The organism is Mesorhizobium sp. M0518 (genome assembly GCF_040321125.1).
Classification (GTDB): Bacteria; Pseudomonadota; Alphaproteobacteria; order Rhizobiales; family Rhizobiaceae; genus Mesorhizobium.
Genome location: NZ_JAMYQY010000011.1, coordinates 205,544 through 224,416, shown reverse-complemented (window position 1 = coordinate 224,416; position 18,873 = coordinate 205,544). Strand labels below are relative to the sequence as shown.

The 18,873-nt window shown below is 63.6% G+C and carries 17 protein-coding genes; 5 read left to right on the top strand and 12 right to left on the bottom strand.

From position 1 onward, the window contains the following. Positions 1 to 288: 288 nt before the first annotated feature. From guaA to NKI66_RS18240, 4 genes are all read right to left on the bottom strand, one after another. Complete coding sequence (guaA, locus tag NKI66_RS18255) at positions 289 to 1,851, bottom strand: glutamine-hydrolyzing GMP synthase (protein WP_352440688.1); 1,563 nt, start codon at positions 1,849 to 1,851, stop codon at positions 289 to 291. Positions 1,852 to 1,906: 55 nt separating this feature from the next. Further along, positions 1,907 to 2,575: a 5'-methylthioadenosine/S-adenosylhomocysteine nucleosidase gene (locus NKI66_RS18250; protein WP_023809009.1), complete on the bottom strand. Its 669-nt coding sequence runs from the start codon at positions 2,573 to 2,575 to the stop codon at positions 1,907 to 1,909. Between the two features lie 141 nt (positions 2,576 to 2,716). Continuing rightward, positions 2,717 to 3,175 (bottom strand): PaaI family thioesterase, encoded by a 459-nt coding sequence (locus tag NKI66_RS18245; RefSeq protein WP_013530371.1) that lies wholly within the window; start codon positions 3,173 to 3,175, stop codon positions 2,717 to 2,719. Positions 3,176 to 3,299: 124 nt separating this feature from the next. Next, a complete protein-coding gene (locus tag NKI66_RS18240) occupies positions 3,300 to 4,589 on the bottom strand; it encodes an RsmB/NOP family class I SAM-dependent RNA methyltransferase (RefSeq protein WP_352723426.1) in 1,290 nt (429 codons plus the stop codon). Between the two features lie 182 nt (positions 4,590 to 4,771). Here NKI66_RS18240 and NKI66_RS18235 point away from each other — a divergent pair, with 182 nt between their 5' ends. Next, entirely contained in the window at positions 4,772 to 5,449 is a 678-nt protein-coding gene (locus tag NKI66_RS18235) for an MIP family channel protein (RefSeq protein ID WP_013530368.1), read from the top strand. A gap of 72 nt (positions 5,450 to 5,521) precedes the next feature. On the opposite strand, the gene NKI66_RS18230 is transcribed toward NKI66_RS18235, so the two are convergent. Beyond that, positions 5,522 to 6,043: a DUF8737 domain-containing protein gene (locus NKI66_RS18230; protein WP_352676032.1), complete on the bottom strand. Its 522-nt coding sequence runs from the start codon at positions 6,041 to 6,043 to the stop codon at positions 5,522 to 5,524. A gap of 101 nt (positions 6,044 to 6,144) precedes the next feature. Here NKI66_RS18230 and NKI66_RS18225 point away from each other — a divergent pair, with 101 nt between their 5' ends. Then, positions 6,145 to 7,053, top strand: a complete 909-nt coding sequence (locus tag NKI66_RS18225) for a LysR substrate-binding domain-containing protein (protein WP_352676030.1) — start codon at positions 6,145 to 6,147, stop codon at positions 7,051 to 7,053. Positions 7,054 to 7,101: 48 nt separating this feature from the next. Here the strand turns inward: NKI66_RS18225 and NKI66_RS18220 are convergent, their stop codons facing one another. The 5 genes from NKI66_RS18220 to hisS form a co-directional block, all read right to left on the bottom strand. Further along, positions 7,102 to 8,205: a calcium:cation antiporter gene (locus NKI66_RS18220; protein ID WP_352676029.1), complete on the bottom strand. Its 1,104-nt coding sequence runs from the start codon at positions 8,203 to 8,205 to the stop codon at positions 7,102 to 7,104. 188 nt (positions 8,206 to 8,393) lie between these two features. After that, positions 8,394 to 10,166, bottom strand: coding sequence for an AMP-binding protein (locus NKI66_RS18215; protein ID WP_352722346.1), 1,773 nt, complete (start codon positions 10,164 to 10,166; stop codon positions 8,394 to 8,396). A 418-nt stretch (positions 10,167 to 10,584) separates the two neighbouring features. Next, positions 10,585 to 11,283 carry an ATP phosphoribosyltransferase gene (gene hisG, locus NKI66_RS18210; RefSeq protein ID WP_023809018.1) on the bottom strand — a complete coding sequence of 233 codons (699 nt, stop codon included), beginning with the start codon at positions 11,281 to 11,283 and terminating at the stop codon, positions 10,585 to 10,587. Next, the gene (locus NKI66_RS18205) at positions 11,280 to 12,401 is read right to left on the bottom strand and encodes an ATP phosphoribosyltransferase regulatory subunit (protein WP_023809019.1); all 1,122 of its coding nucleotides are present in this window, start codon (positions 12,399 to 12,401) and stop codon (positions 11,280 to 11,282) included. Before NKI66_RS18205 ends, hisG begins: the two co-directional genes overlap by 4 nt. Before the next feature lie 178 nt (positions 12,402 to 12,579). Next, a complete protein-coding gene (hisS, locus tag NKI66_RS18200) occupies positions 12,580 to 14,085 on the bottom strand; it encodes a histidine--tRNA ligase (protein WP_352676024.1) in 1,506 nt (501 codons plus the stop codon). Positions 14,086 to 14,312: 227 nt separating this feature from the next. Between hisS and NKI66_RS18195 the strand changes: the two genes are divergently transcribed. After that, positions 14,313 to 14,567 carry a hypothetical protein gene (locus NKI66_RS18195; protein ID WP_023809021.1) on the top strand — a complete coding sequence of 85 codons (255 nt, stop codon included), beginning with the start codon at positions 14,313 to 14,315 and terminating at the stop codon, positions 14,565 to 14,567. Positions 14,568 to 14,596: 29 nt separating this feature from the next. Here NKI66_RS18195 and NKI66_RS18190 read toward each other — a convergent pair whose 3' ends face one another. Beyond that, entirely contained in the window at positions 14,597 to 15,235 is a 639-nt protein-coding gene (locus NKI66_RS18190; protein WP_023809022.1) for a DNA-3-methyladenine glycosylase I, read from the bottom strand. Positions 15,236 to 15,450: 215 nt separating this feature from the next. Between NKI66_RS18190 and NKI66_RS18185 the strand changes: the two genes are divergently transcribed. Both NKI66_RS18185 and NKI66_RS18180 read left to right on the top strand, forming a co-directional pair. Continuing rightward, on the top strand, positions 15,451 to 16,191 hold the full coding sequence (locus NKI66_RS18185; protein ID WP_352752468.1) for a L,D-transpeptidase: 741 nt from the start codon (positions 15,451 to 15,453) through the stop codon (positions 16,189 to 16,191). A 259-nt stretch (positions 16,192 to 16,450) separates the two neighbouring features. Further along, positions 16,451 to 17,371 carry a bifunctional 5,10-methylenetetrahydrofolate dehydrogenase/5,10-methenyltetrahydrofolate cyclohydrolase gene (locus NKI66_RS18180; protein WP_023809024.1) on the top strand — a complete coding sequence of 307 codons (921 nt, stop codon included), beginning with the start codon at positions 16,451 to 16,453 and terminating at the stop codon, positions 17,369 to 17,371. Between the two features lie 176 nt (positions 17,372 to 17,547). Here the strand turns inward: NKI66_RS18180 and glcF are convergent, their stop codons facing one another. Next, complete coding sequence (glcF, locus tag NKI66_RS18175; protein ID WP_023809025.1) at positions 17,548 to 18,873, bottom strand: glycolate oxidase subunit GlcF; 1,326 nt, start codon at positions 18,871 to 18,873, stop codon at positions 17,548 to 17,550.

Here is an 18,873-nt window from a genome sequence, read left to right as displayed (position 1 = left end):
TGGCGCCACATCGGCCACCTCGTCGAAACCATCGAGGCAGCCGAATGCAAGAACTACTTCGAAAACGCAGGCTACGCTTCCGTCAAAATATGAAACGCTCTAGAATTCTGATTGCGGTCAGCCAATGAGGCGATCTCAAGACACACCGGCGCCCAATCTCACAAATGCGGGCTTGCGCTGACGGTAGGACGTGCGGCTGATGCAGCGTCGATAGTGAATGAGATAAACCGCAAATCGTTGCTTTTTCTGCGAAAAACTACGCCGGAGCATTCCAGACTACGCTAACTCCTACTCCCACTCGATTGTTCCCGGCGGCTTCGACGTCACGTCGTAGACGACGCGGTTGATGCCGCGGACTTCGTTGATGATGCGGGTGGCGGCGGCGGCGAGGAAGGCCATGTCGTAGTGGTAGAAATCCGCCGTCATGCCGTCGACCGAGGTGACGGCACGCAGCGCGCAGACGAACTCGTAGGTGCGGCCATCGCCCATCACGCCGACCGTCTGCACCGGCAACAGCACGGCGAAGGCCTGCCAGATGGCGTCGTAGAGGCCGGCCTTGCGGATCTCGTCGAGATAGATGGCGTCGGCCTCGCGCAGGATCTCCAGCTTTTCGCGGGTGATGCCGCCGGGGCAACGGATGGCAAGACCCGGGCCTGGGAACGGGTGCCGGCCGATGAAGCTTTCGGGCAGGCCAAGCTCCTTGCCTAGCGCCCTGACCTCATCCTTGAACAGCTCGCGCAGCGGCTCGACAAGCTGCATGTTCATGCGCGCGGGCAGGCCGCCGACATTGTGGTGCGACTTGATCGTCACCGACGGGCCGCCGGTGAAGGAGACGCTTTCAATGACGTCGGGATAGAGCGTGCCCTGCGCCAGGAATTCGGCGCCGCCGAGTTTCTTGGCCTCTTCCTCGAACACCTCGATGAACAGCCGGCCGATGGTCTTGCGTTTTTTCTCCGGGTCCGACTCGCCCTCGAGGGCGTCGATGAAACGGTCCGACGCGTTCACCAGAATGAGCGGTAAATTGTAGTGTTCGCGGAACATCGCCACCACGCCCGCGGCCTCGTCCTTGCGCATCAGGCCGTGGTCGACAAGGATGCAGGTCAGCTGGTCGCCGACCGCTTCGTGGATCAACAGCGCCGCAACGGAGGAATCGACGCCGCCCGACAGCGCGCAGATGACCTTGCCCTTGCCGACCTGCTTGCGGATCGTCTCGACCGCGTGCTCGCGGTAGGCGCGCATGGTCCAGTCGCCCTCGATGCCGGCGATGTTGTGGACGAAGTTGCGCAGCAGCCGGGCGCCGTCGGGCGTATGCACCACCTCGGGGTGGAACATGATGCCGTACATCTTGCGCTCGATGCTGCCGAAGATGGCGAAGGGCGAGCCTTCCGACTTGCCGAACACTTCGAAGCCCTTGGGCAAGGAGATGACGCGGTCGCCATGGCTCATCCACACCTGGTGGCGCTGGCCGGGTGCCCACAGGCCCTCGAACAGCGGGCTGTCCTTTTGGATCTCGACGAAGGCGCGGCCGAACTCGCGATGGTCGGAGCTTTCGGCAACGCCGCCCATCTGCACGCACATGGCCATCTGGCCGTAACAGATGCCAAGCACCGGCACGCCGGAATCGAAGACGATCTGCGGCGCGCGCGGGCTGCCTATATCGCCGGTCGAAGCCGGACCGCCGGACAGAATGACGGCCTTCGGATTGATGCGCTTGAATGCCGCTTCGGCCGACTGGAACGGCACGATCTCGGAAAACACGCCGGCCTCGCGGATGCGGCGGGCGATGAGCTGGGTGAACTGGCTGCCGAAATCGACAATCAGGACGGTGTCGGGATGATTGGCTGTTTTCATGGCGAGCGTTTAGAGAAAGAAACGAGTCGGCGCAATGGGTTGCGTAGCCCGACTTTCAGGCTGGTCTGGCATCTTCATGGGATGGTTCCGTCCGAAGGGCGCCGTCGCCGATCGCCCGTTCGAGCCGCATGACGGCGTCCGCCAGCTTCTCGTCGATGACTTCAAGATATTCGGTCCAGTCGCCGACATGCCGCAGATCCGCCGCCCCGTCGGAAATGCCGCGCAGACCGATCAGCGGAATGTCGAACAGTTGGCAGGCGCGCAGGCAGGCGAAGGTCTCCATGTCGACCATGTCGGCGCTAACAGCATCATAGGCCGCGCCGGTGATGATCGCTGCGCCGGTCGACAGGGTCGCCTGCCTGATCTCCGGTATCTTGAAGGGCAATGGCACGGTTACCGGCAGGTCGAGGAAGGGTGTCGCACCCTTTTCGAAGCCGAGCGGCGAAGCGTCGATGTCACGGTAGCTGACCGAAACCGCCTGGTAGATCTCCGTCTGCTCCAGCGTCCGACTGCCGGCTGAGCCGAGCGAAACAACGAGATCCGGCAGTGCTTTTTGCGATTTCAGCCAGGAGAGTTCCGCACCCAGCCTGACGCCGGCCTCGACCGGACCGACACCGGTCATCAATGGCGTGAACAGCTGCTTGAGGTGCGGGCCGTATTCGGCTTGCGCCGCCATGACGAAGAGGACGTCCTTGCCCGACAGGCGCGACACTTTACCGGTCATGATGATTTGCTCCTCTCCGCCGGATCATCTGCTTATCTGCACCGCCGCTCGCCGGGACCCGCTGCCTCCGGCAGCTCCCGGCGTTCGTGGCCTTCCATCGTGCCACCGGCACGATGGATTCGCCTGCGGCGAACCGGCCACTCACCCTTCTATGCCATCACGCCCGACCACGGTCATCATGGTGCCGGTCATGGTGGCGATCAGCTTGGCCTCGCCGTCGGCGGCGAAGGCGTAGGCTTGGCCGTCGGCGACGATGATGGTGCGGCCTGGCTTGGTCACCGAGCCGCGGAACAGGAAGCGCTCGCCCCTGCCCGGCGCCAGAAGGTTGACCTTGAACTCGATGGTCAGCACGCCGGAATTTTCCGGCATCAGCGAAAAGGCGGCATAGCCGCAGGCCGAGTCCAGCGCCGTCGAAATGACGCCGGCATGGAGAAAGCCATGCTGCTGAGTGAGTGCCGCCGAATAGGGCATCTCGATCTCGATGATGCCGGGGGTCACCAGCGTCAGTTCGGCGCCGATCGTGGCCATCGCCTTCTGGCGCGCGAAGGATGTCCTGACGCGATCCTCATAGTCCGGGGCGGGTACGATCTTTGCTGCCATTGCCGCTGCTTCCTTTACGCGGATAGCTTATTGCAGAGGCATGGACGGCAGGCAAATGCTTTTGCTGCACTGCACAATCGACCTGGCATGCCGGCCGGCGCCGCGCATCCGTCAGGAATTGGATTCAGGCCGATCTGCGTAACGCACAGAGATAAAACCCATCGGTGCCGCTGAGCGCCGGCGACAGCGAGATGTCGCCTTTGGCGCCGATGCGTGCGGCTGCCTCATGGCCGGGAAAACGGCTGTCCCAGAGCTTGCGGTGGTCGACGGGAACATAACCGCTGTTACGGTCCCGAAAGGCCGCGATCTGCTCACCGTTTTCCTCATCAAACACCGAGCAGGTGATGTAGACCAGCAGGCCGCCCGGTTTGACATAGGCTTTGGCCGCATCGAGGATCGCCGACTGCTCGCCCTTGCGGGCATCGAGCTGTCTCTGCGTCAGCCGCCATTTGGCGTCGGGACGGCGGCGCCAGGTGCCGCTGCCGGTGCATGGGGCGTCGACCAGCACGATGTCCATGTGGTTGCCGAGCGGCGCGAGTTCTGTGGGTTTGGTGACCACCTGCACATTGCGGTTTTCCGAACGACGGATGCGGTCGAAGATCGGTGCCAGCCGTGCTTTCTCCACATCATGGGCAAAGATCTGGCCACGATTTTCCATCGAAGCCGACAGTGCCAGCGTCTTGCCGCCGGCGCCGGCGCAGAAATCCAGCACCTGCATGCCGGCTTCGGCCCCGGCAAGGGCGGCCGCGATCTGCGAGCCTTCGTCCTGGACCTCGAACCAGCCCTTCTGGAAAGCCGGCTCGGCCTGCACGTTCGGGTGCCGGCCGTCGCCGTCGATCGGCGGGATGCGGATGCCGTGTGGCGCGATTGCCGAGGGTTTCGCGCCAGTTCCCGTCAGTTCGGCCAGCACCTTGTCGCGGTTGGCCTGCAAGGTGTTGACCCTGAGGTCGAGCGGCGGGCGCGTTGCCAGCGCCGCGCCCTCGTCGGCCCAGGTCGAGCCAAAGGCTCGCTCGAAAAGCGGCGCGCACCAGTCGGGAACATCCGCCCGCACCGCGTCCGGCGCGTCGGCGAGCCGATGGTCGGCGATGGCCTGAAGCTCGGCGGCGGTCAGCAGCGGCGGTGCGAACTTGTCGCCATCAAGCGCCTCGTTGAGCGATTGTGCCGTCTGGCCCCATTCGAGCAGCAGCGCGCCGAAGCCGATGGCGCGCGGCGTGTCCTGCCCCAGCAGCCAGCCGGCGGAACGCTTGTGGCGCAAGGCGTCATAGACGATGTTGCCGATCGCCGCACGGTCGCCGCCGCCGGCGAAGCGATGCGACAGGCCCCAATCCTTCAGCGCGTCCGCCACCGGCCGGTGGCGCCGGCCGATGTCTTCCAGCACTTCGATGGCCGCAGCCAGCCGTCCGCCCAATCGCATGGTCTTGTTCCGTCACGCAGAAAATTATTCCGGCCCTGCTCTAGAGCGCGCAACCGGCGCGCACAAGCAGGTCGGCCTGCACAACCGCTCTGCTTTCCAACTTTTCTGGTTGCGAATACTCTTCCGGTTGTGATTCGCGGAGCGCAAAAGGCGGACCGGCGGATTGACACGAGGAGAGGGCAATGAAGACTTATCTGGCGGAAGTTCTAGGCACATTTCTATTGGTGTTCATCGGTACGGCTTCTGTGGTGACGGGCGGCTTCGGCGGCGCGCTGCCTCTCGGCCAGGAAGGCATCGGTCTGGCGTTCGGCATCGGCCTCATCGCGGCGGCCTATGCGATCGGCCCGATTTCGGGCGCGCATCTCAACCCGGCGGTGACGCTCGGTGTCTTTCTGGCGGGCCGGCTGCCGGCCAAGGACGTCATCCCCTACTGGATCGCGCAGGTCATCGGCGGCGTCCTTGCTTCGCTGGCGTTGTGGATCATCGTTTCCGGCCAGGTTGGCGGACACACGACCGGCTTCGGCGCCAATGGCTGGGATGTGACGAAATGGGGCGTCAGCTCGGCATTTCTGTGGGAAGTGATCGGCACCTTCACCTTCGTCACCGTGATCCTGGGTGTCACCGCTGAAAAGCACTCGACGGCGTTCGCCGGGCTGGTCATCGGCCTGACGCTGGCGGGGTTGCATTTCGCCATCATCCCGGTGACCGGCACGTCGCTCAATCCGGCCCGCTCGATCGGCCCGGCGCTGTTTTCGGGCACTGCCGCGATCGGCCAGCTCTGGCTGTTCATCGTCGCACCGTTGATCGGCGGCGCCATCGCCGGCGTCGTCGCCAAGGCGCGCATCTTCGAGAAGGACTGAGCTTCGAAAGCCTGGACAGAACAAAGGCGCGGGCCAAGCCCGCGCCTTTTTCTTTGGGGTATACTCTTGCCGTCAAAGCACAGCCGGGGCGGTCGTCGTTAGGATCCGGACCTTCGGAGGGCGTAGCAGAAAATAGAATGCGGCGATGTGCGTGATCATCAGCAGCGGTACATAGATGATCGGGATCGCGTAGGCGGCGCCCAGTTGCTCCGCATGTGCAGGGAGGCCGACCTGGATGGCGTGGTAATAATCGACGACGAGCTCGACCGTCCCGACGATGTTGAAGGCGACGATCAACGGCCAGAAGAGCCGGGGTAGCCTCACCGTGAGCAGCGCCAGCATGGCCAGTACCCCTGTTGCGAAGTCGCCGTAGGCGGCGAACACGGCGAAACCGGCCGGCAGATCGGGGCTTACGACGCCCGGCAGGATGAACACGAGCCCGAAGAAACGCAAGCTGTGCAGGGTGGCGATGGCACGTTGCGCCGCGACCCGGTCCAGCGAGCTCAGCCATGGGAGGCCGTATGCGCCGAAGCAGAGCAGCCACGCGACGTAGCCTAGAACGAGATGGGTCTGGAACACCATTTCCGTGGACATTTGGCCTCCTGTCAGCAGCCGGTTCACGCGGCCCCAGCTTCAGTCGGTTACCTCTAAGCCTGCTTCCATAATTCGACTACCCGGGGTAATCACAACAACCTATGAAGCAGAACTACACAGTCCGGCACGGTGCGCTGGAGGGGGTCGAGACCTTCCTGGCGGTTGCCAGGCGCCGCAACTTTCGCCGTGCCGCCGCCGATCTCGGCGTGACGCCGTCCGCCGTGAGCCAGGCGGTGCGCACGCTGGAAGCCCGCACGGGTGCGGCGCTGTTCGTGCGCACGACGCGAAGCGTCGGTTTGACCGAGGCTGGCCAGCGGTTCCTCGATCTTGCCGGACCTGCCTTCGAGGAGCTCGTCGCGGCAGGCGAGGCCGCGCGCGATGTCGGCCAACGGCCGACCGGGCTGCTACGCCTGTCCGTCCCCCGCGCCGTCGTGCCGTTGATCCTGGAGCCGATGATCGCATCGTTCTGCCGAACCTATCCCGAGGTCGAGCTGGAGATCGCCGCGAGTGACGAGATGGTCGATCTTGCGACCGGCGGGTTCGATGCCGGCATCCGCCTCGGCCAGTTCATCGCGCCCGACATGGTCGCGGTGCGGCTGACGCCGTCGTTCCCGTTCGTGGTCGTCGGCAGTCCGGACTATCTCGAGCGCCATGGCTACCCCGAGCACGTCGACGACTTGTGCCGCCACGCCTGCCTGCGCTTGCGCCGTTCGAACGGCGCCATCGCGCCCTGGTCTTTCGTCGACGGCAACGGGGAGATCGAGGCGATGGTCTCAGGCCCGCTGATCGCGCACGACTATCCGACGCTGCTCGGGGCCGCGATGCAGGGCATTGGGCTGGCGCAGATCCCCCGACCCGTCGCCGAAGGTCCGATAGGCCAGGGAAAACTCGAGCCGGTCCTAGACACCATCGCCGCCACGACGCCGGGCGTCTTCCTCTACCATCCCGGCAAGCGCCAGATCCTGCCGAAGCTGCGCGCCTTCATCGACCACCTCAAATCCACGGCGTGAGGTAACGAAGGATACCGCCCCCTTGGCGCTTCGCTTGCACCAAAGCTCTCATGGTATAAATATCAGAAATACATAAGTAAAAAATACTACAAGATGGACCATTCCGGTCAAGAACGTCGTTCTTTCAGTGCTGAAGCTTACATTGCATATGAAAAGCGCCAAGACCAAAAGGACCGCATCAGCAGCCGGCAGCCCCAGGGTTAACCCTCTTCCCGTCAGCAGGCTGGCGGCTGCGACCGCCGGTATTGTCAAACCAATCGTGGCACAAGCGGAACCCATCGCGACATTCAAACCGCGTTGCAGCTCATTGTTGAGTGAAGCGCGAACCGCCGAAATGGCCTCCGGCATCAAAACCAGCCCGGCGATCAATGCCCCCACAATGCTGTCAGCCTGTGTCACCTGATAGGCAACGAGCGTATTTTCAACACTTGCGGCGACCTGCTCGGCGAGCATGACAATGCCAATCAGCCCGATCAAAAGCAGCAATGCGCCGGCAAAGACGCTTTCGTGAGGGGCAGTCCGCAGCGCAACGCCGTGGGCCTGCCCTTCGACAAAGTCTTCTCGGTGGCGGACAGTCTGCGCGAACACAAAACTTGCATAAAGCAGCACCGAAAGCACGCTCACAAAGCCAAGTTGAGCTGCCGAAAATGTGCCCGGCCCCGTAGCTTGTGTGTAGGTCGGCAGAATAAGCGTCATGATGGTCAGCGCGATCAGAACCGCCAAATATGCGCTGGTCCCTTGTCGAACAATTGCCTGCTTGCGATGACGCCAGCCGCCGAGCGCAAGACACGTGCCGACGACGCCGGTAGATGCAATCATCACCGTTGAGAAGACGGACTCACGTGCAAGCGTAGGGTTGTTCTCTCCATGCAGCATCATGGAAACGATGATCGACACCTCGATTGCCGTCACGGCAAAAGTCAGCACCAATGTGCCATAGGGCTCTCCTACACGCCGGGCCACCGCCTCGGCGTGGTCGAGCACCACGAAAATGGTGGTGAACATAATCGCACTCGAAAGCGCTCCGACGAGTATCCTGGCGCTCAGCGAACCTTCGTCCGCCGACAGCCCGCCTGCCCTGACTGCAACAGCCATCACCAAGGCGGCCAAGGGCAACGCATAAGAAACCACCGATCGTTTGAAACCAACCATTCAAGCCCCTATGCGCTTCTGCGAACCTTGCGGAAAACCCCATGTGGAGTGTGGAGCGCCTTGGAAAACATCCGGCAGGCCCGACGGCCGGCGTTCGCCCCCTCACAAACAACGCGCTCCAAATGATGCAGCAGGATCGCGACCTGACCGCACCCAGCGCGCCGGACAAACCGAAGCGCCGCCTTCGCTCACGCCGTCTTCTGCGCCACCAGCCCCAGTTCCTCCACCATGGCCTCGCGCATCAAGAACTTTTGCGGCTTGCCGGTCACCGTCATCGGCAATTCGGTGCGGAAGCGTATGTGGCGGGGGATCTTGTAATGGGCGATCTGGCCGGCGCAGAAGTTCTTGACCTCCTGCTCGGTGGCGATCTGGCCGGGCTTGAGCACGATCCACGCGCACAGCTCCTCGCCATATTTGGCGTCGGGAATGCCGAACACCTGCACCTCCTTGACCTTTGGATGGCGGTAGAGGAATTCCTCGACCTCCCTGGGATAGACGTTCTCGCCACCGCGGATGACCATATCCTTGACCCGGCCGACGATGTTGCAATAACCCTCGGAATCGATGGTGGCGAGGTCGCCGGTGCACATCCAGCCGTCGCTGTCGATCGCCTCGCGGGTCTTGTCTTCGTCGTCCCAGTAACCCTTCATCACCGAATATCCGCGCGTGCAAAGCTCACCCGGTACGCCGACCGCAACGGTAGCGCCATCGGCATCGACCGCCTTTACCTCGACATGGGGATGGATGCGCCCGACGGTCGAGACGCGCTTTTCCAAGGGGTCGTCGACGCCGCTCTGGAACGAGACCGGGCTGGTCTCGGTCATGCCGTAGGCGATGGTCACCTGTTCCATATGCATCAGCGACACCACCTTCTTCATCACCTCGATCGGGCATGGCGAGCCGGCCATGATGCCGGTGCGCAGGCTGGAGAGATCGAAGGCGGAAAAATCCGGATGATCCAGCAGGGCGACGAACATGGTCGGCACGCCATAAAGCCCGGTGCAGCGTTCCTGCGCCACCGCCTTCAGTGTGGCGCCGGCGTCGAACCCTTCTCCCGGAAAAACCATGGTGGCGCCTTTCGAGACGCAACCCATCGTGCCCATCGACATGCCGAAGCAGTGGTAGAGCGGCACCGGAATGCACAGCCGGTCGTCGACGGTCAGCTTGATCGCCGAAGTGACGAAATTGCCGTTGTTGACGATGTTGCTGTGGGTCAGCGTCGCGCCCTTGGGGGCTCCCGTGGTGCCTGAGGTGAACTGGATGTTGATGGCCTCGCCCGGCTTCAGCTTCTCCGAGATGCGGTCGAGGCTGTCATGCTCGTCACGCCCGGCCATGGCCAGCACGTCGCCGAAATTGAACATGCCGGGCGAATTCTCGTCGCCCATGCGGATGACGATCTTCAGCGCCGGCAGTTTCTGTGCCTTGAGCTTGCCCGGTGTGGCCTTGGCGATCTCGGGTGCCAGCGTCTCGATCATGCCGAGATAGTCTGACGTCTTGAACCTGGCAGCGGTGACCAGCGCCTTGCAGCCGACCTTGTTCAGCGCATAGTCGAGCTCGGTCAACCGATAGGCGGGGTTGATGTTGACCAGGATCAGGCCGATGCGGGCGGTGGCGAACTGCGTCACCAGCCATTCCCAGCGGTTGGGCGACCAGATGCCGACGCGATCGCCCTTTGCCAACCCCAGTGCCAGGAAGCCGGCAGCCAGCGCGTCCACTGTGTCCGACAGTTCGCTCCAGGTGAAGCGCTTGTCCTGATCAACGAAAACGGCGGCGTCGAGCGTGCCGTATTTGCTGACGGTGTCGGAAAACAGCGCGGGGATGGTCTTGTCGAGCAGCGGCACGCTGCGTTCGCCAGAGACATGCGCCCTGTTGTCGACGGGTGCCACGAAGACACCGCCAGCACGCGCGCCGCGTCCGCGCAAATTGCTGGCGTTCTTCAGCTCGTCGAGATTGACCGGCATCGCTCTCTCCTCCCGGGACTAAAGCGTGTCGCGCTGAAACGGAATCATGCGACGCGCTTTAGGTCCTTGTTTTTAGGCATGTCGTTCTCCCAAAACCGAGATCACTTTTGGGCGACATGCATTGGCCGAACCTATCAGCCTGAGGGGGTGGTGAAAACCCGCCGATCGTCGTGGCAGGTCAACGATGCTTCGGAGCTTCGCGTTGGTTGACGAAGCCCCAAAACGCAAAAACCCGCCTGGGCGGCGGGTCGCTGGCGCAAATCAGCACCATGGGCAAAAATGTAGCATAGCTGCCCTCACGGGTCAAGAAAAAATTCCTATCAACATGAAAACCTCGGCGCAAACGCTACCGACACCGCTGGGCGGCCGTCAGGGTTCTTAAGCTGGGTCGGGGCCCTAAGGGTAGTGGGCCCCGCCGCTATCCGGCCGCAGCCGCCATCTTCGCGGCAATGTCGCGCAAGAGCGCCTCATCAGCCGCCGCCCGTGTCTTCTTCGACGCCACCAGACATGCCTGCGAGCGCAGGACAAGGCCATCGCCCAGCACTTTGAGATGATTGGCGCGCAGCGTCGAGCCGGTGGTCGTGATGTCGACGATGACATCGGCCAGACCGGCCGCCGGCGCGCCTTCGGTAGCCCCTAGGCTCTCGACGATACGATAAACCTGGATGCCGTGCTTCTGCGAGAAGAATTGCTGGGTCAGCCGCCAGTATTTGGTGGCGATGCGCAGCCGCCGGCCATGGCGCTGGCGAAAATCGGCGGCGACGTCGTCGAGATCGGCCATGGTGTCGACATCGAGCCAGATATCCGGCACAGCCACCACGACATCGGCATTGCCGAAGCCGAGACGGGCGACGATTTCGGCGCGCGCCTCCCAGTCGGCGAGGTTTTCACGCACCAGGTCCTCGCCGGTGATGCCGAGATCGACGGCGCCCTGGCCGATCTCGCCTGATATTTCGGAAGCCGACAGGAACACCACTTCGACATCATCCAGACCCTCGACGCGGGCGTGGTACTTGCGCTCGTCGCCTGGCAGGCTGACGGCGAGGCCGGCTTTGGCCAGCACGTCCAGCGCCTGTTCTTTCAGGCGGCCTTTCGACGGGATCGCCAGCGTGATCATGGCGCCGTCTCCCGCAGTGCCTCGATGCGATCGAGCCAGACCGAAAAGCCTACGCCGGGGATAGGCGTCTTCGCGCCAAGCAGGGTCAGCAGCCGGTCATAGCGGCCGCCGCCGACCAGCGGCCGGTCGCCATTGTCGGCCGCGATTTCGAAAACAAGACCGGTGTAGTAATCGAGCGGGCGGCCGAAGGCGGCGTCGTAGCGGATTTTATCGGCCGGCAAGCCATACGTTTCGATCGCCTTGGCGCGGGCAGCGAACTTTTCCAGCGCGACATCGAGCGACAGCCCGGCGCCGGTGGCGAAGGACTCCAGCGCCTGGGTTGCGCCATCAAGCGGAACGTCGATCGCCAGAAAATCCTTCAGCGCGGAAAAGGCCTCGCTCGACAGCCGAACGCTGCGCAATTCGGCTTTCTCGATCAGCCGCCGGGCAATGTCGGACGGCGCGCGCCCGGCGGACGCCGACAGGCCCGCCTCTTCCATGCCGCTGGCGATATGGGCGGAAAGACCGTCCAGATCACCGTCTAGCACAAGGGCCGCGACCGGGCCGGAGAGCTGGCTGTTGCGCGGCGGGTTGGCGAGATCGGCGAGAGCCGCCTCAAGCATCGGCGCCGAGCCGAACGCACGGGCAAGGCGCATGCGCCAGCCGCGCGGCAAGCCAAGGGCAGCCAGAACCGCCTCGAAAATAGTCTGATCGCCGAGCGTGATCGCCAATGCCTGGCCAGGCAGCACCAGCGACAGCAGCGCATGCGCATCGGCCACCGAGCGGGCATCGGCTCCAGCGGTATCGCGGTCGCCAAGATCCTCGATGCCGGCCTGGAAGAACTCGTTGCCGCCTTCGCGGCGCTGGCGAAACACCTCGCCCAGGTAAGAATAGCGTCGCGGCGTGCCGGCCTGCGAGCTTATGTGGTCGAGGCAGACCGGAATGGTGAATTCCGGCCGCAGGCACAATGTCTGCCCGGTTTCGCTTTCGGTCAGGAAGATACGGCGGCGTAGATCCTCGCCGGCCATGTCAAGGAACGGGTCGGCCGGCTGCAATATGGCGACTTCGACCGCATGCGTGTTGCGGGTGGCGAAGAGGTTGGTGATGTCGGTGGAGATGGCGGGGGTGCGGGAGGTCATGGAGCGGATGGGCGCGAGGCACCCCCCTCTGGCCTGCCGGCCATCTCCCCCGCAAGGAGGGAGATCGGCAGCTTGAGGCTCAGCGCCTCTTCTTCAACGCTGGAGATTGGCGAAAGCCCACGTGACATCCAATCTCCCCCCTTGCGGGGGAGATGGCCGGCAGGCCAGAGGGGGGTGTTCAAGCGCCACCTTTCGCGCGATCAGCAGCCTGCGCCCCCAGGATCTTCCTAACCTCGGAGACCAGCTCGCCCTCCGCCACCGTCACCTGCGCCGGGCGGACGGCGCGCCATTCGGCATTGTCTGTGATTTCGGCCGACATGCGGGCGCCTTCGATCAGGTCCTTGATCTGCAGTTCGCCCTTGGCGCGCTCGTCGCCGCCCTGGATGATCGCGACCGGGCAGCCGCGCCGGTCGGCATATTTGAGCTGCGCCTTCATGCCGGCGCCGCCGAGATACATTTCGGACCGGATGCCAGCGGCGCGCAGGCTCGCCACCATCTTCTGGTAGCGGCCGAGACTGTCGGTGTCCTTGTCCATCACCAGCACGACGACAGGTGCGATCACATCCGAGGCGTCGAGCTTGCCGAGGTTCTTCAGCGCCGTCATCAGCCTGGAGACGCCAATGGAAAAGCCGGTCGCCGGCACCGGCTCGCCGCGAAAGCGCGAAACCAGACCATCATAGCGACCGCCGCCACCGACCGAGCCGAAGCGCACGATCTGGCCGTCCTCGTTGGGGATTTCGGCCAGCAGCTCGGCTTCGAAGACAGGGCCGGTGTAGTATTCGAGGCCGCGCACGACCGAGCGGTCCATGGCGATACGGTCCTCGCCATATCCTGCCGCCCTGACCAGCGCTTCAATCGTGGCGAGTTCGCCGACGCCTTCCTGGTAGATGGCATTCGAACTGACCATGGAATCCTGGCCTACCTGTGCATTCCTCGCTGTCGCGAGAAGGACTGCCTCGGCCTGCCCGTTATTCAACCCGGCGCCCTTGGCGAAGTCGCCTTCGCCTTCCTTGCCACCGTCCCAGCGGCCCGGGCCAAGCAAAAGCTTCACGCCTTCCGGCCCGAGCTTGTCCAGTTTGTCGATCGCGCGCAGCACCGTCAGCCTTCGTCCGGCATTCTCCTCGCCGCCAAGCCCGATCGCCTCCAGCACGCCATCCAGAACCTTGCGGTTGTTGACGCGAATGACGTAGTCGCCGCGCTTGATGCCGAGCGCTTCCATGACGTCGGCCATCATCATCGCCATTTCGGCGTCGGCGGCCACGCCCGGCGTACCGATCGTGTCGGCGTCGAACTGCATGAACTGGCGGAAGCGGCCGGGGCCTGGCTTCTCGTTGCGGAACACCCAGCCGGAGCGATAGCTGCGGTAAGGCTTGGGCAGGCGCTCGTAATTCTCGGCGACGAAACGGGCCGTCGGCGCGGTCAGGTCATAGCGCAGCGACAGCCACTGGTCGTCGTCATCCTGGAAGGAGAACACGCCTTCGTTCGGCCGGTCCTGGTCGGGCAGGAATTTTCCGAGCGCGTCGGTGTATTCGATCAGCGGCTGGTCTGCCGGTTCGAAGCCGTAAAGCTCATAGACCGAGCGGATCGTCGCCATCATCTTCTCGACGGCGCGGATATCCTCGGCGCTGCGGTCGGCAAAACCGCGCGGCAGCCGCGCTTTCGTCTTTTCCGATTTGTCGGCCATGAGTGAGCATCCGGTGTTTCGTGGCGTTGCGGGATAGGAAATTTCCTATTCGGCAGCGCGCGTTTCCTAACTGATGCAGCCGGGAGCGGCAAGGGTCGGCACCCAGCACCACGCTCGAACCTCCGTGAAACAAAACCGCATCGAAAATGAAACAATCCCGACACGGGTGCGGCATCGTGCCGACACAATCGTCGCCGATAAGGCGGGGTAAATGAGGGCTCGGGGCCATGGTCAGCACAGCAAGATTTTACGCTATTGATGGCGAAGCCGGCGAATTGCCCGCGCGCTTGCGCCCGGCCGACATCCACGCTCCGAAAATGGTCAGCCAGGCTGCCGGCCCGTTCGAAGTGCCGGCCGACACCGGCAAAGGCCCATCCATGCGCGACGCGTTGATGACCGGCCTGCTGGTGATCTATCCGACCGTGGCCACGGTGGTGGCGATCGTCGCCGGCCTGGTGCTGGCCAGCGCCAACGGCACCTGAAATTACTCGCTTTACCGGAAGTAGAGGGGCTACTTCGGCCTTTTGAACGCCTTCCGCTGCTTCTCGACCTCTTTGCGGCAGATGCAGCCCTCGAGATGGTCGTTGACCAGGCCCATCGCCTGCATGAAGGCGTAGACAGTGGTCGGCCCCACGAAGCTCCAGCCGCGTTTCTTCAACTCCTTCGAAATCCGCACCGAGACCGCCGTGGTCGGGTTGGCGCGCAGATGGGCGAGATCGACGATCTGCGGCCGCTCCTCCTTGCCGGGTTCGAACTTCCAGAACCAGGCGGCCAGCGAGCCGAACTCGTCGGCCATTTCGCGGGCGCGCTTGGCGTTGTTGATGGTCGAGACGATCTTGCCGCGATGGCGGATGATGCCGGCATTGCCGAGCAGGCGCTCGACATCCTTGTCGGTGAAGGCGGCGACCTTGTCGAATTCGAAATTGGCGAAGGCTTCGCGAAAATTCTCCCGCTTGCGCAGAATGGTCAGCCACGACAGGCCAGACTGAAAGCCTTCGAGGCAGATCTTTTCGAACAGCCTGCGGTCGTCGGCCACAGGCCGGCCCCATTCATGATCGTGGTAGTGCAGATAGTCGGGCAGATTGCCGTGCCAGAAGCAGCGCGCGACACCATCGGGACCGGCGAGCAGTCCGGTGTTTTCCTTGTCCATAAGCCAAAATCCGTTCGTTAACGCGCTTTTGCGCGGCATTTACTGCGGCTTTACCAGATTCCTGAACCCGGCGGTAACCACACCAAAAGGTTTACCGACAGTTCCGCATTTTACGCATTCCGATTCATGTTTCGGTTGCTGCTTGCGCGCCAATGATCGCCGAACCGGGAGGACGTTTCCACCCGTTTTGTATCAGACGATCAAGGTGCGTTACGATGAAGACAGTTCTGTTTCCCGTGCTCGGCGCCGTGGCTGTGTTTGCCGCCGGCGTCACACCCTCAACCGCCGGCGACCGCTATGCCGACAGGCCGCCGGTGATGGTGAGCCCCGACCTTTCCGCACCCTGGGTGCTGCAGCTTGGCCAGGCACCCGGCATCGTGCGCCAGAACCGCCAGGTCGTCCAGCAACAGCGGCGCCTGCGCCCGGCGCAGCCCGACCGGGTGCAGACGGCGGCGGCGGTGCAGCCGCCGGCCAAGCGCATGGTCGCGCGTCCTCAGATCAACCCGATCTACCTGCCGCAGGAAGTCGACTATGACGGAGGCCAGAAGCCGGGCACGATCGTCATCGACACCACGCAGAATTTCCTCTTCCTGGTCGAGAAGAACGGCAAGGCAAGGCGCTATGGCGTCGGCACCGGCAAGCCGGGCTTCGAATGGTCGGGTACGCACAAGATCACCAACAAGCGCGAATGGCCGGACTGGCGCCCGCCGGCGCAGATGATCAAGCGTGAAGCCGCCAAGGGCCGCTATTTGCCGACCTATCTTGCCGGCGGCACGGAGAACCCGCTTGGCGCCCGCGCGCTCTACCTCGGCACGACCGAGTACCGCATCCACGGCACCAACCAGCCGTGGACGATCGGCGGTGCGGTGTCATCGGGCTGCATCCGCATGCGCAACGAGGACGTCGTCGACCTCTATGAACGGGTCAATGTCGGAACCACGGTCGAGGTGATATAGTAGGTCTTGCGAATCACTTGGCCGGCAAAGCAGTCCGCTTTTCGAGCCGGTTAGGGACAACGGGGGACGGGCCGTATGGGGATGCGGCCGGTCAGGAAGGGCAGCACGGGAAACCGCGCTGCCCTTTCCGTTTTTGAGCAGAAATCGAGGGCAAAGGTCACCCACGCGTCGCGCAACGGGCATAGCGGTTCGCTTTCATGCTGCCCTTTACCGCATTCTTTTGCTATCTCGGTGGCTAGTTCCACAAAAGAGTTCACCCATGCTCCTGTCCGAAGACAGCCGTTATCTCAAGGGCGGCCCGGTCGCCCAGCGCATCATCGCCGCCGTTCGCGAGGACGCCGCGATCGCCAAAGCCGAGGGTTTTCCGCCCAAGCTGATCTCGATCACCGTCGGCGACACCGATGCGGTGGATGTTTATGTACGCAACCAGCGCGCCAAGGCTGAGCTCGCCGGCATCGATTTCGAGGAACGGCGCTTTCCCGCCACCATCACGGCAGGCGAGTTGGAAGCGGCCATTCACGGCCTGAATGCCGATCCGCGCGTCACCGGCATCATCATTCAGCGGCCGGTCCCAGTGCATATCCCGATCAGGACGCTGCAGGCGGCGGTGCATCCGCTCAAGGATGTCGAAGGCATGCATCCGGCCTCGATCGGCAACATCGTCTACAACCAGCTCGATCTCGCGCCTTGCACGGCGGCGGCCTCGGTCGAACTGCTCAAGGAAACCGGCCCCGACCTCAAGGGGCTGGAAGTCGTCATCGTCGGCCATTCGGAAATCGTCGGCAAGCCGATCGCCTTCCTGTTGATGAGCGAAGGCGCGACGGTGACCGTGTGCCACCACATGACGCGGTCGGTCGCCGCCCATGCGCGACGTGCCGATGCGCTGTTCGTCGCCGTCGGCAAGCCGCGGCTGATCAAGGCCGACATGGTCAAGCCGGGTGCGGCCGTCATCGACATCGGCATCAATTCCGAAATCGGCCCCGACGGCTCAAGCCGCATCGTCGGCGACGTCGACACCGAGAGCGTCCGCGAGGTCGCCTCCTGGATCACCCCGGTGCCGGGCGGCGTCGGCCCGATCACGGTCGCCATCCTGCTGCGCAACACCATGGTCGCGCTCAGCCGCCAGCGCGCGCTCTATGAGGCGACCTACGGCACGGCGGACAGGCTCGCGGCGGAGTAAGCACAGAGCGGCGCCAGCCCCCTCACCCAGCCTCCGCTTCGCTCGGCTGACCTCTCCCCGAGGGAGAGGAGATTGTCACCGCCGGCGCAAACCTCTTCTCCCCTCGGGGAGAAGGTGGCCGCGAAGCGGCCGGATGAGGGAGACTTGCCGTTAACTCTGACAGCGGCAACGCCACGCTACTCAGCCGCAACCAGCCTTTCCTCGGGGACCCCTTCCGGCATCGGTCCGCCATAGGCCCAGTCGAGCAGTTTTATCGTGTGCACCACCGGCAGCTTGGCGGCGGAAGCGATCTGGGTGATGCAGCCGATGTTGCCGGTGGCGACGATCGAAGCCCCCGTCGCCTCGATGTTTGTCACCTTGCGGTCGCGCAGTTTGGCCGAGATTTCGGACTGCAGGATGTTGTAGGTGCCGGCCGAACCGCAGCACAAATGCCCTTCGCGCGGCTCGCGCACGATGAAGCCGGCCTTGGCGAGCAGTTCCTTCGGCTGGCGGGTGATCTTCTGGCCGTGCTGCATCGAACAGGCCGAGTGATAGGCGACGACCGTGCCCGGCTTGCGCGCCGGTTCAGGCAGGTCGAAGGTCGAGAGATATTCGGTAATGTCCTTGGCCAGCGCCGAAACGCGCGCCGCCTTGTCGGCATAGGCCGGGTCGAGCCGCAGCATGAAGCCGTAGTCCTTGATCGTCGTGCCGCAGCCGGAGGCAGTGATGACGATGGCATCGAGCCCGCCTTGTTCGATGGCGCGCGTCCAGGCATCGACATTCTGCCTCGCAGAGGCAAGCGCGGCCTGCTCGCGCCCCATATGATGAACCAGCGCCCCGCAGCAGCCCTCGCCCGGTGGCACCACGACCTCGACACCGAGCCGCGTCAGCAGCGAAATCGTGGTGTCGTTGATGGCGGGATCGAGCACCGATTGCGCGCAGCCGGTGAGGATGGCGACGCGGCCTCTTTTGCTCCCCTGCCCGGCATGGATGCCAGGTGAAGCTATCGACGATGCTGTCGGGATCGAGGCCGGCGCGAGCTTGAGCATCGCACTCAGCGGCTTCAGCGCCGGAACCTTGTCGAACAAGCCCATAAACGGCTTGCCCAGCTTCGCCAGCTTGAGCGCGGCGCGAAAACGCTGGGGATAGGGCAGCACGAAGGCCAGCATGGCGCGGGTCAGGCGGTCGAGCAGCGGCCGCTTGTAGGTCTCCTGGATATGGGCGCGGGCATGGTCGACCAGATGCATGTAGTTGACGCCCGACGGGCAGGTGGTCATGCAGGCAAGGCAGGACAGGCAGCGATCGATATGGGTGACGATCTCCTTGTCGGCCGGACGGCCGTTTTCCAGCATGTCCTTGATCAGGTAGATGCGCCCGCGCGGTGAATCGAGCTCGTTGCCAAGCGTCACATAGGTCGGGCAGGTGGCGGTGCAGAAGCCGCAATGCACGCATTTGCGCAGGATCTTTTCCGATTCCGCGACATGCGGATCGGCAAGCTGGGCAAGCGAAAAATTGGTCTGCAT

Excerpts from the sequence above, each read along its gene's own strand:
- guaA (WP_352440688.1), bottom strand. The coding sequence starts at position 1,851 with ATGAAAACAGCCAATCATCCCGACACCGTCCTGATTGTCGATTTCGGC.
- NKI66_RS18250 (WP_023809009.1), bottom strand. The coding sequence starts at position 2,575 with ATGACCGGTAAAGTGTCGCGCCTGTCGGGCAAGGACGTCCTCTTCGTC.
- NKI66_RS18245 (WP_013530371.1), bottom strand. The coding sequence starts at position 3,175 with ATGGCAGCAAAGATCGTACCCGCCCCGGACTATGAGGATCGCGTCAGG.
- NKI66_RS18240 (WP_352723426.1), bottom strand. The coding sequence starts at position 4,589 with ATGCGATTGGGCGGACGGCTGGCTGCGGCCATCGAAGTGCTGGAAGAC.
- NKI66_RS18235 (WP_013530368.1), top strand. The coding sequence starts at position 4,772 with ATGAAGACTTATCTGGCGGAAGTTCTAGGCACATTTCTATTGGTGTTC.
- NKI66_RS18230 (WP_352676032.1), bottom strand. The coding sequence starts at position 6,043 with ATGTCCACGGAAATGGTGTTCCAGACCCATCTCGTTCTAGGCTACGTC.
- NKI66_RS18225 (WP_352676030.1), top strand. The coding sequence starts at position 6,145 with ATGAAGCAGAACTACACAGTCCGGCACGGTGCGCTGGAGGGGGTCGAG.
- NKI66_RS18220 (WP_352676029.1), bottom strand. The coding sequence starts at position 8,205 with ATGGTTGGTTTCAAACGATCGGTGGTTTCTTATGCGTTGCCCTTGGCC.
- NKI66_RS18215 (WP_352722346.1), bottom strand. The coding sequence starts at position 10,166 with ATGCCGGTCAATCTCGACGAGCTGAAGAACGCCAGCAATTTGCGCGGA.
- hisG (WP_023809018.1), bottom strand. The coding sequence starts at position 11,283 with ATGATCACGCTGGCGATCCCGTCGAAAGGCCGCCTGAAAGAACAGGCG.
- NKI66_RS18205 (WP_023809019.1), bottom strand. The coding sequence starts at position 12,401 with ATGACCTCCCGCACCCCCGCCATCTCCACCGACATCACCAACCTCTTC.
- hisS (WP_352676024.1), bottom strand. The coding sequence starts at position 14,085 with ATGGCCGACAAATCGGAAAAGACGAAAGCGCGGCTGCCGCGCGGTTTT.
- NKI66_RS18195 (WP_023809021.1), top strand. The coding sequence starts at position 14,313 with ATGGTCAGCACAGCAAGATTTTACGCTATTGATGGCGAAGCCGGCGAA.
- NKI66_RS18190 (WP_023809022.1), bottom strand. The coding sequence starts at position 15,235 with ATGGACAAGGAAAACACCGGACTGCTCGCCGGTCCCGATGGTGTCGCG.
- NKI66_RS18185 (WP_352752468.1), top strand. The coding sequence starts at position 15,451 with ATGAAGACAGTTCTGTTTCCCGTGCTCGGCGCCGTGGCTGTGTTTGCC.
- NKI66_RS18180 (WP_023809024.1), top strand. The coding sequence starts at position 16,451 with ATGCTCCTGTCCGAAGACAGCCGTTATCTCAAGGGCGGCCCGGTCGCC.
- glcF (WP_023809025.1), bottom strand. The coding sequence starts at position 18,873 with ATGCAGACCAATTTTTCGCTTGCCCAGCTTGCCGATCCGCATGTCGCG.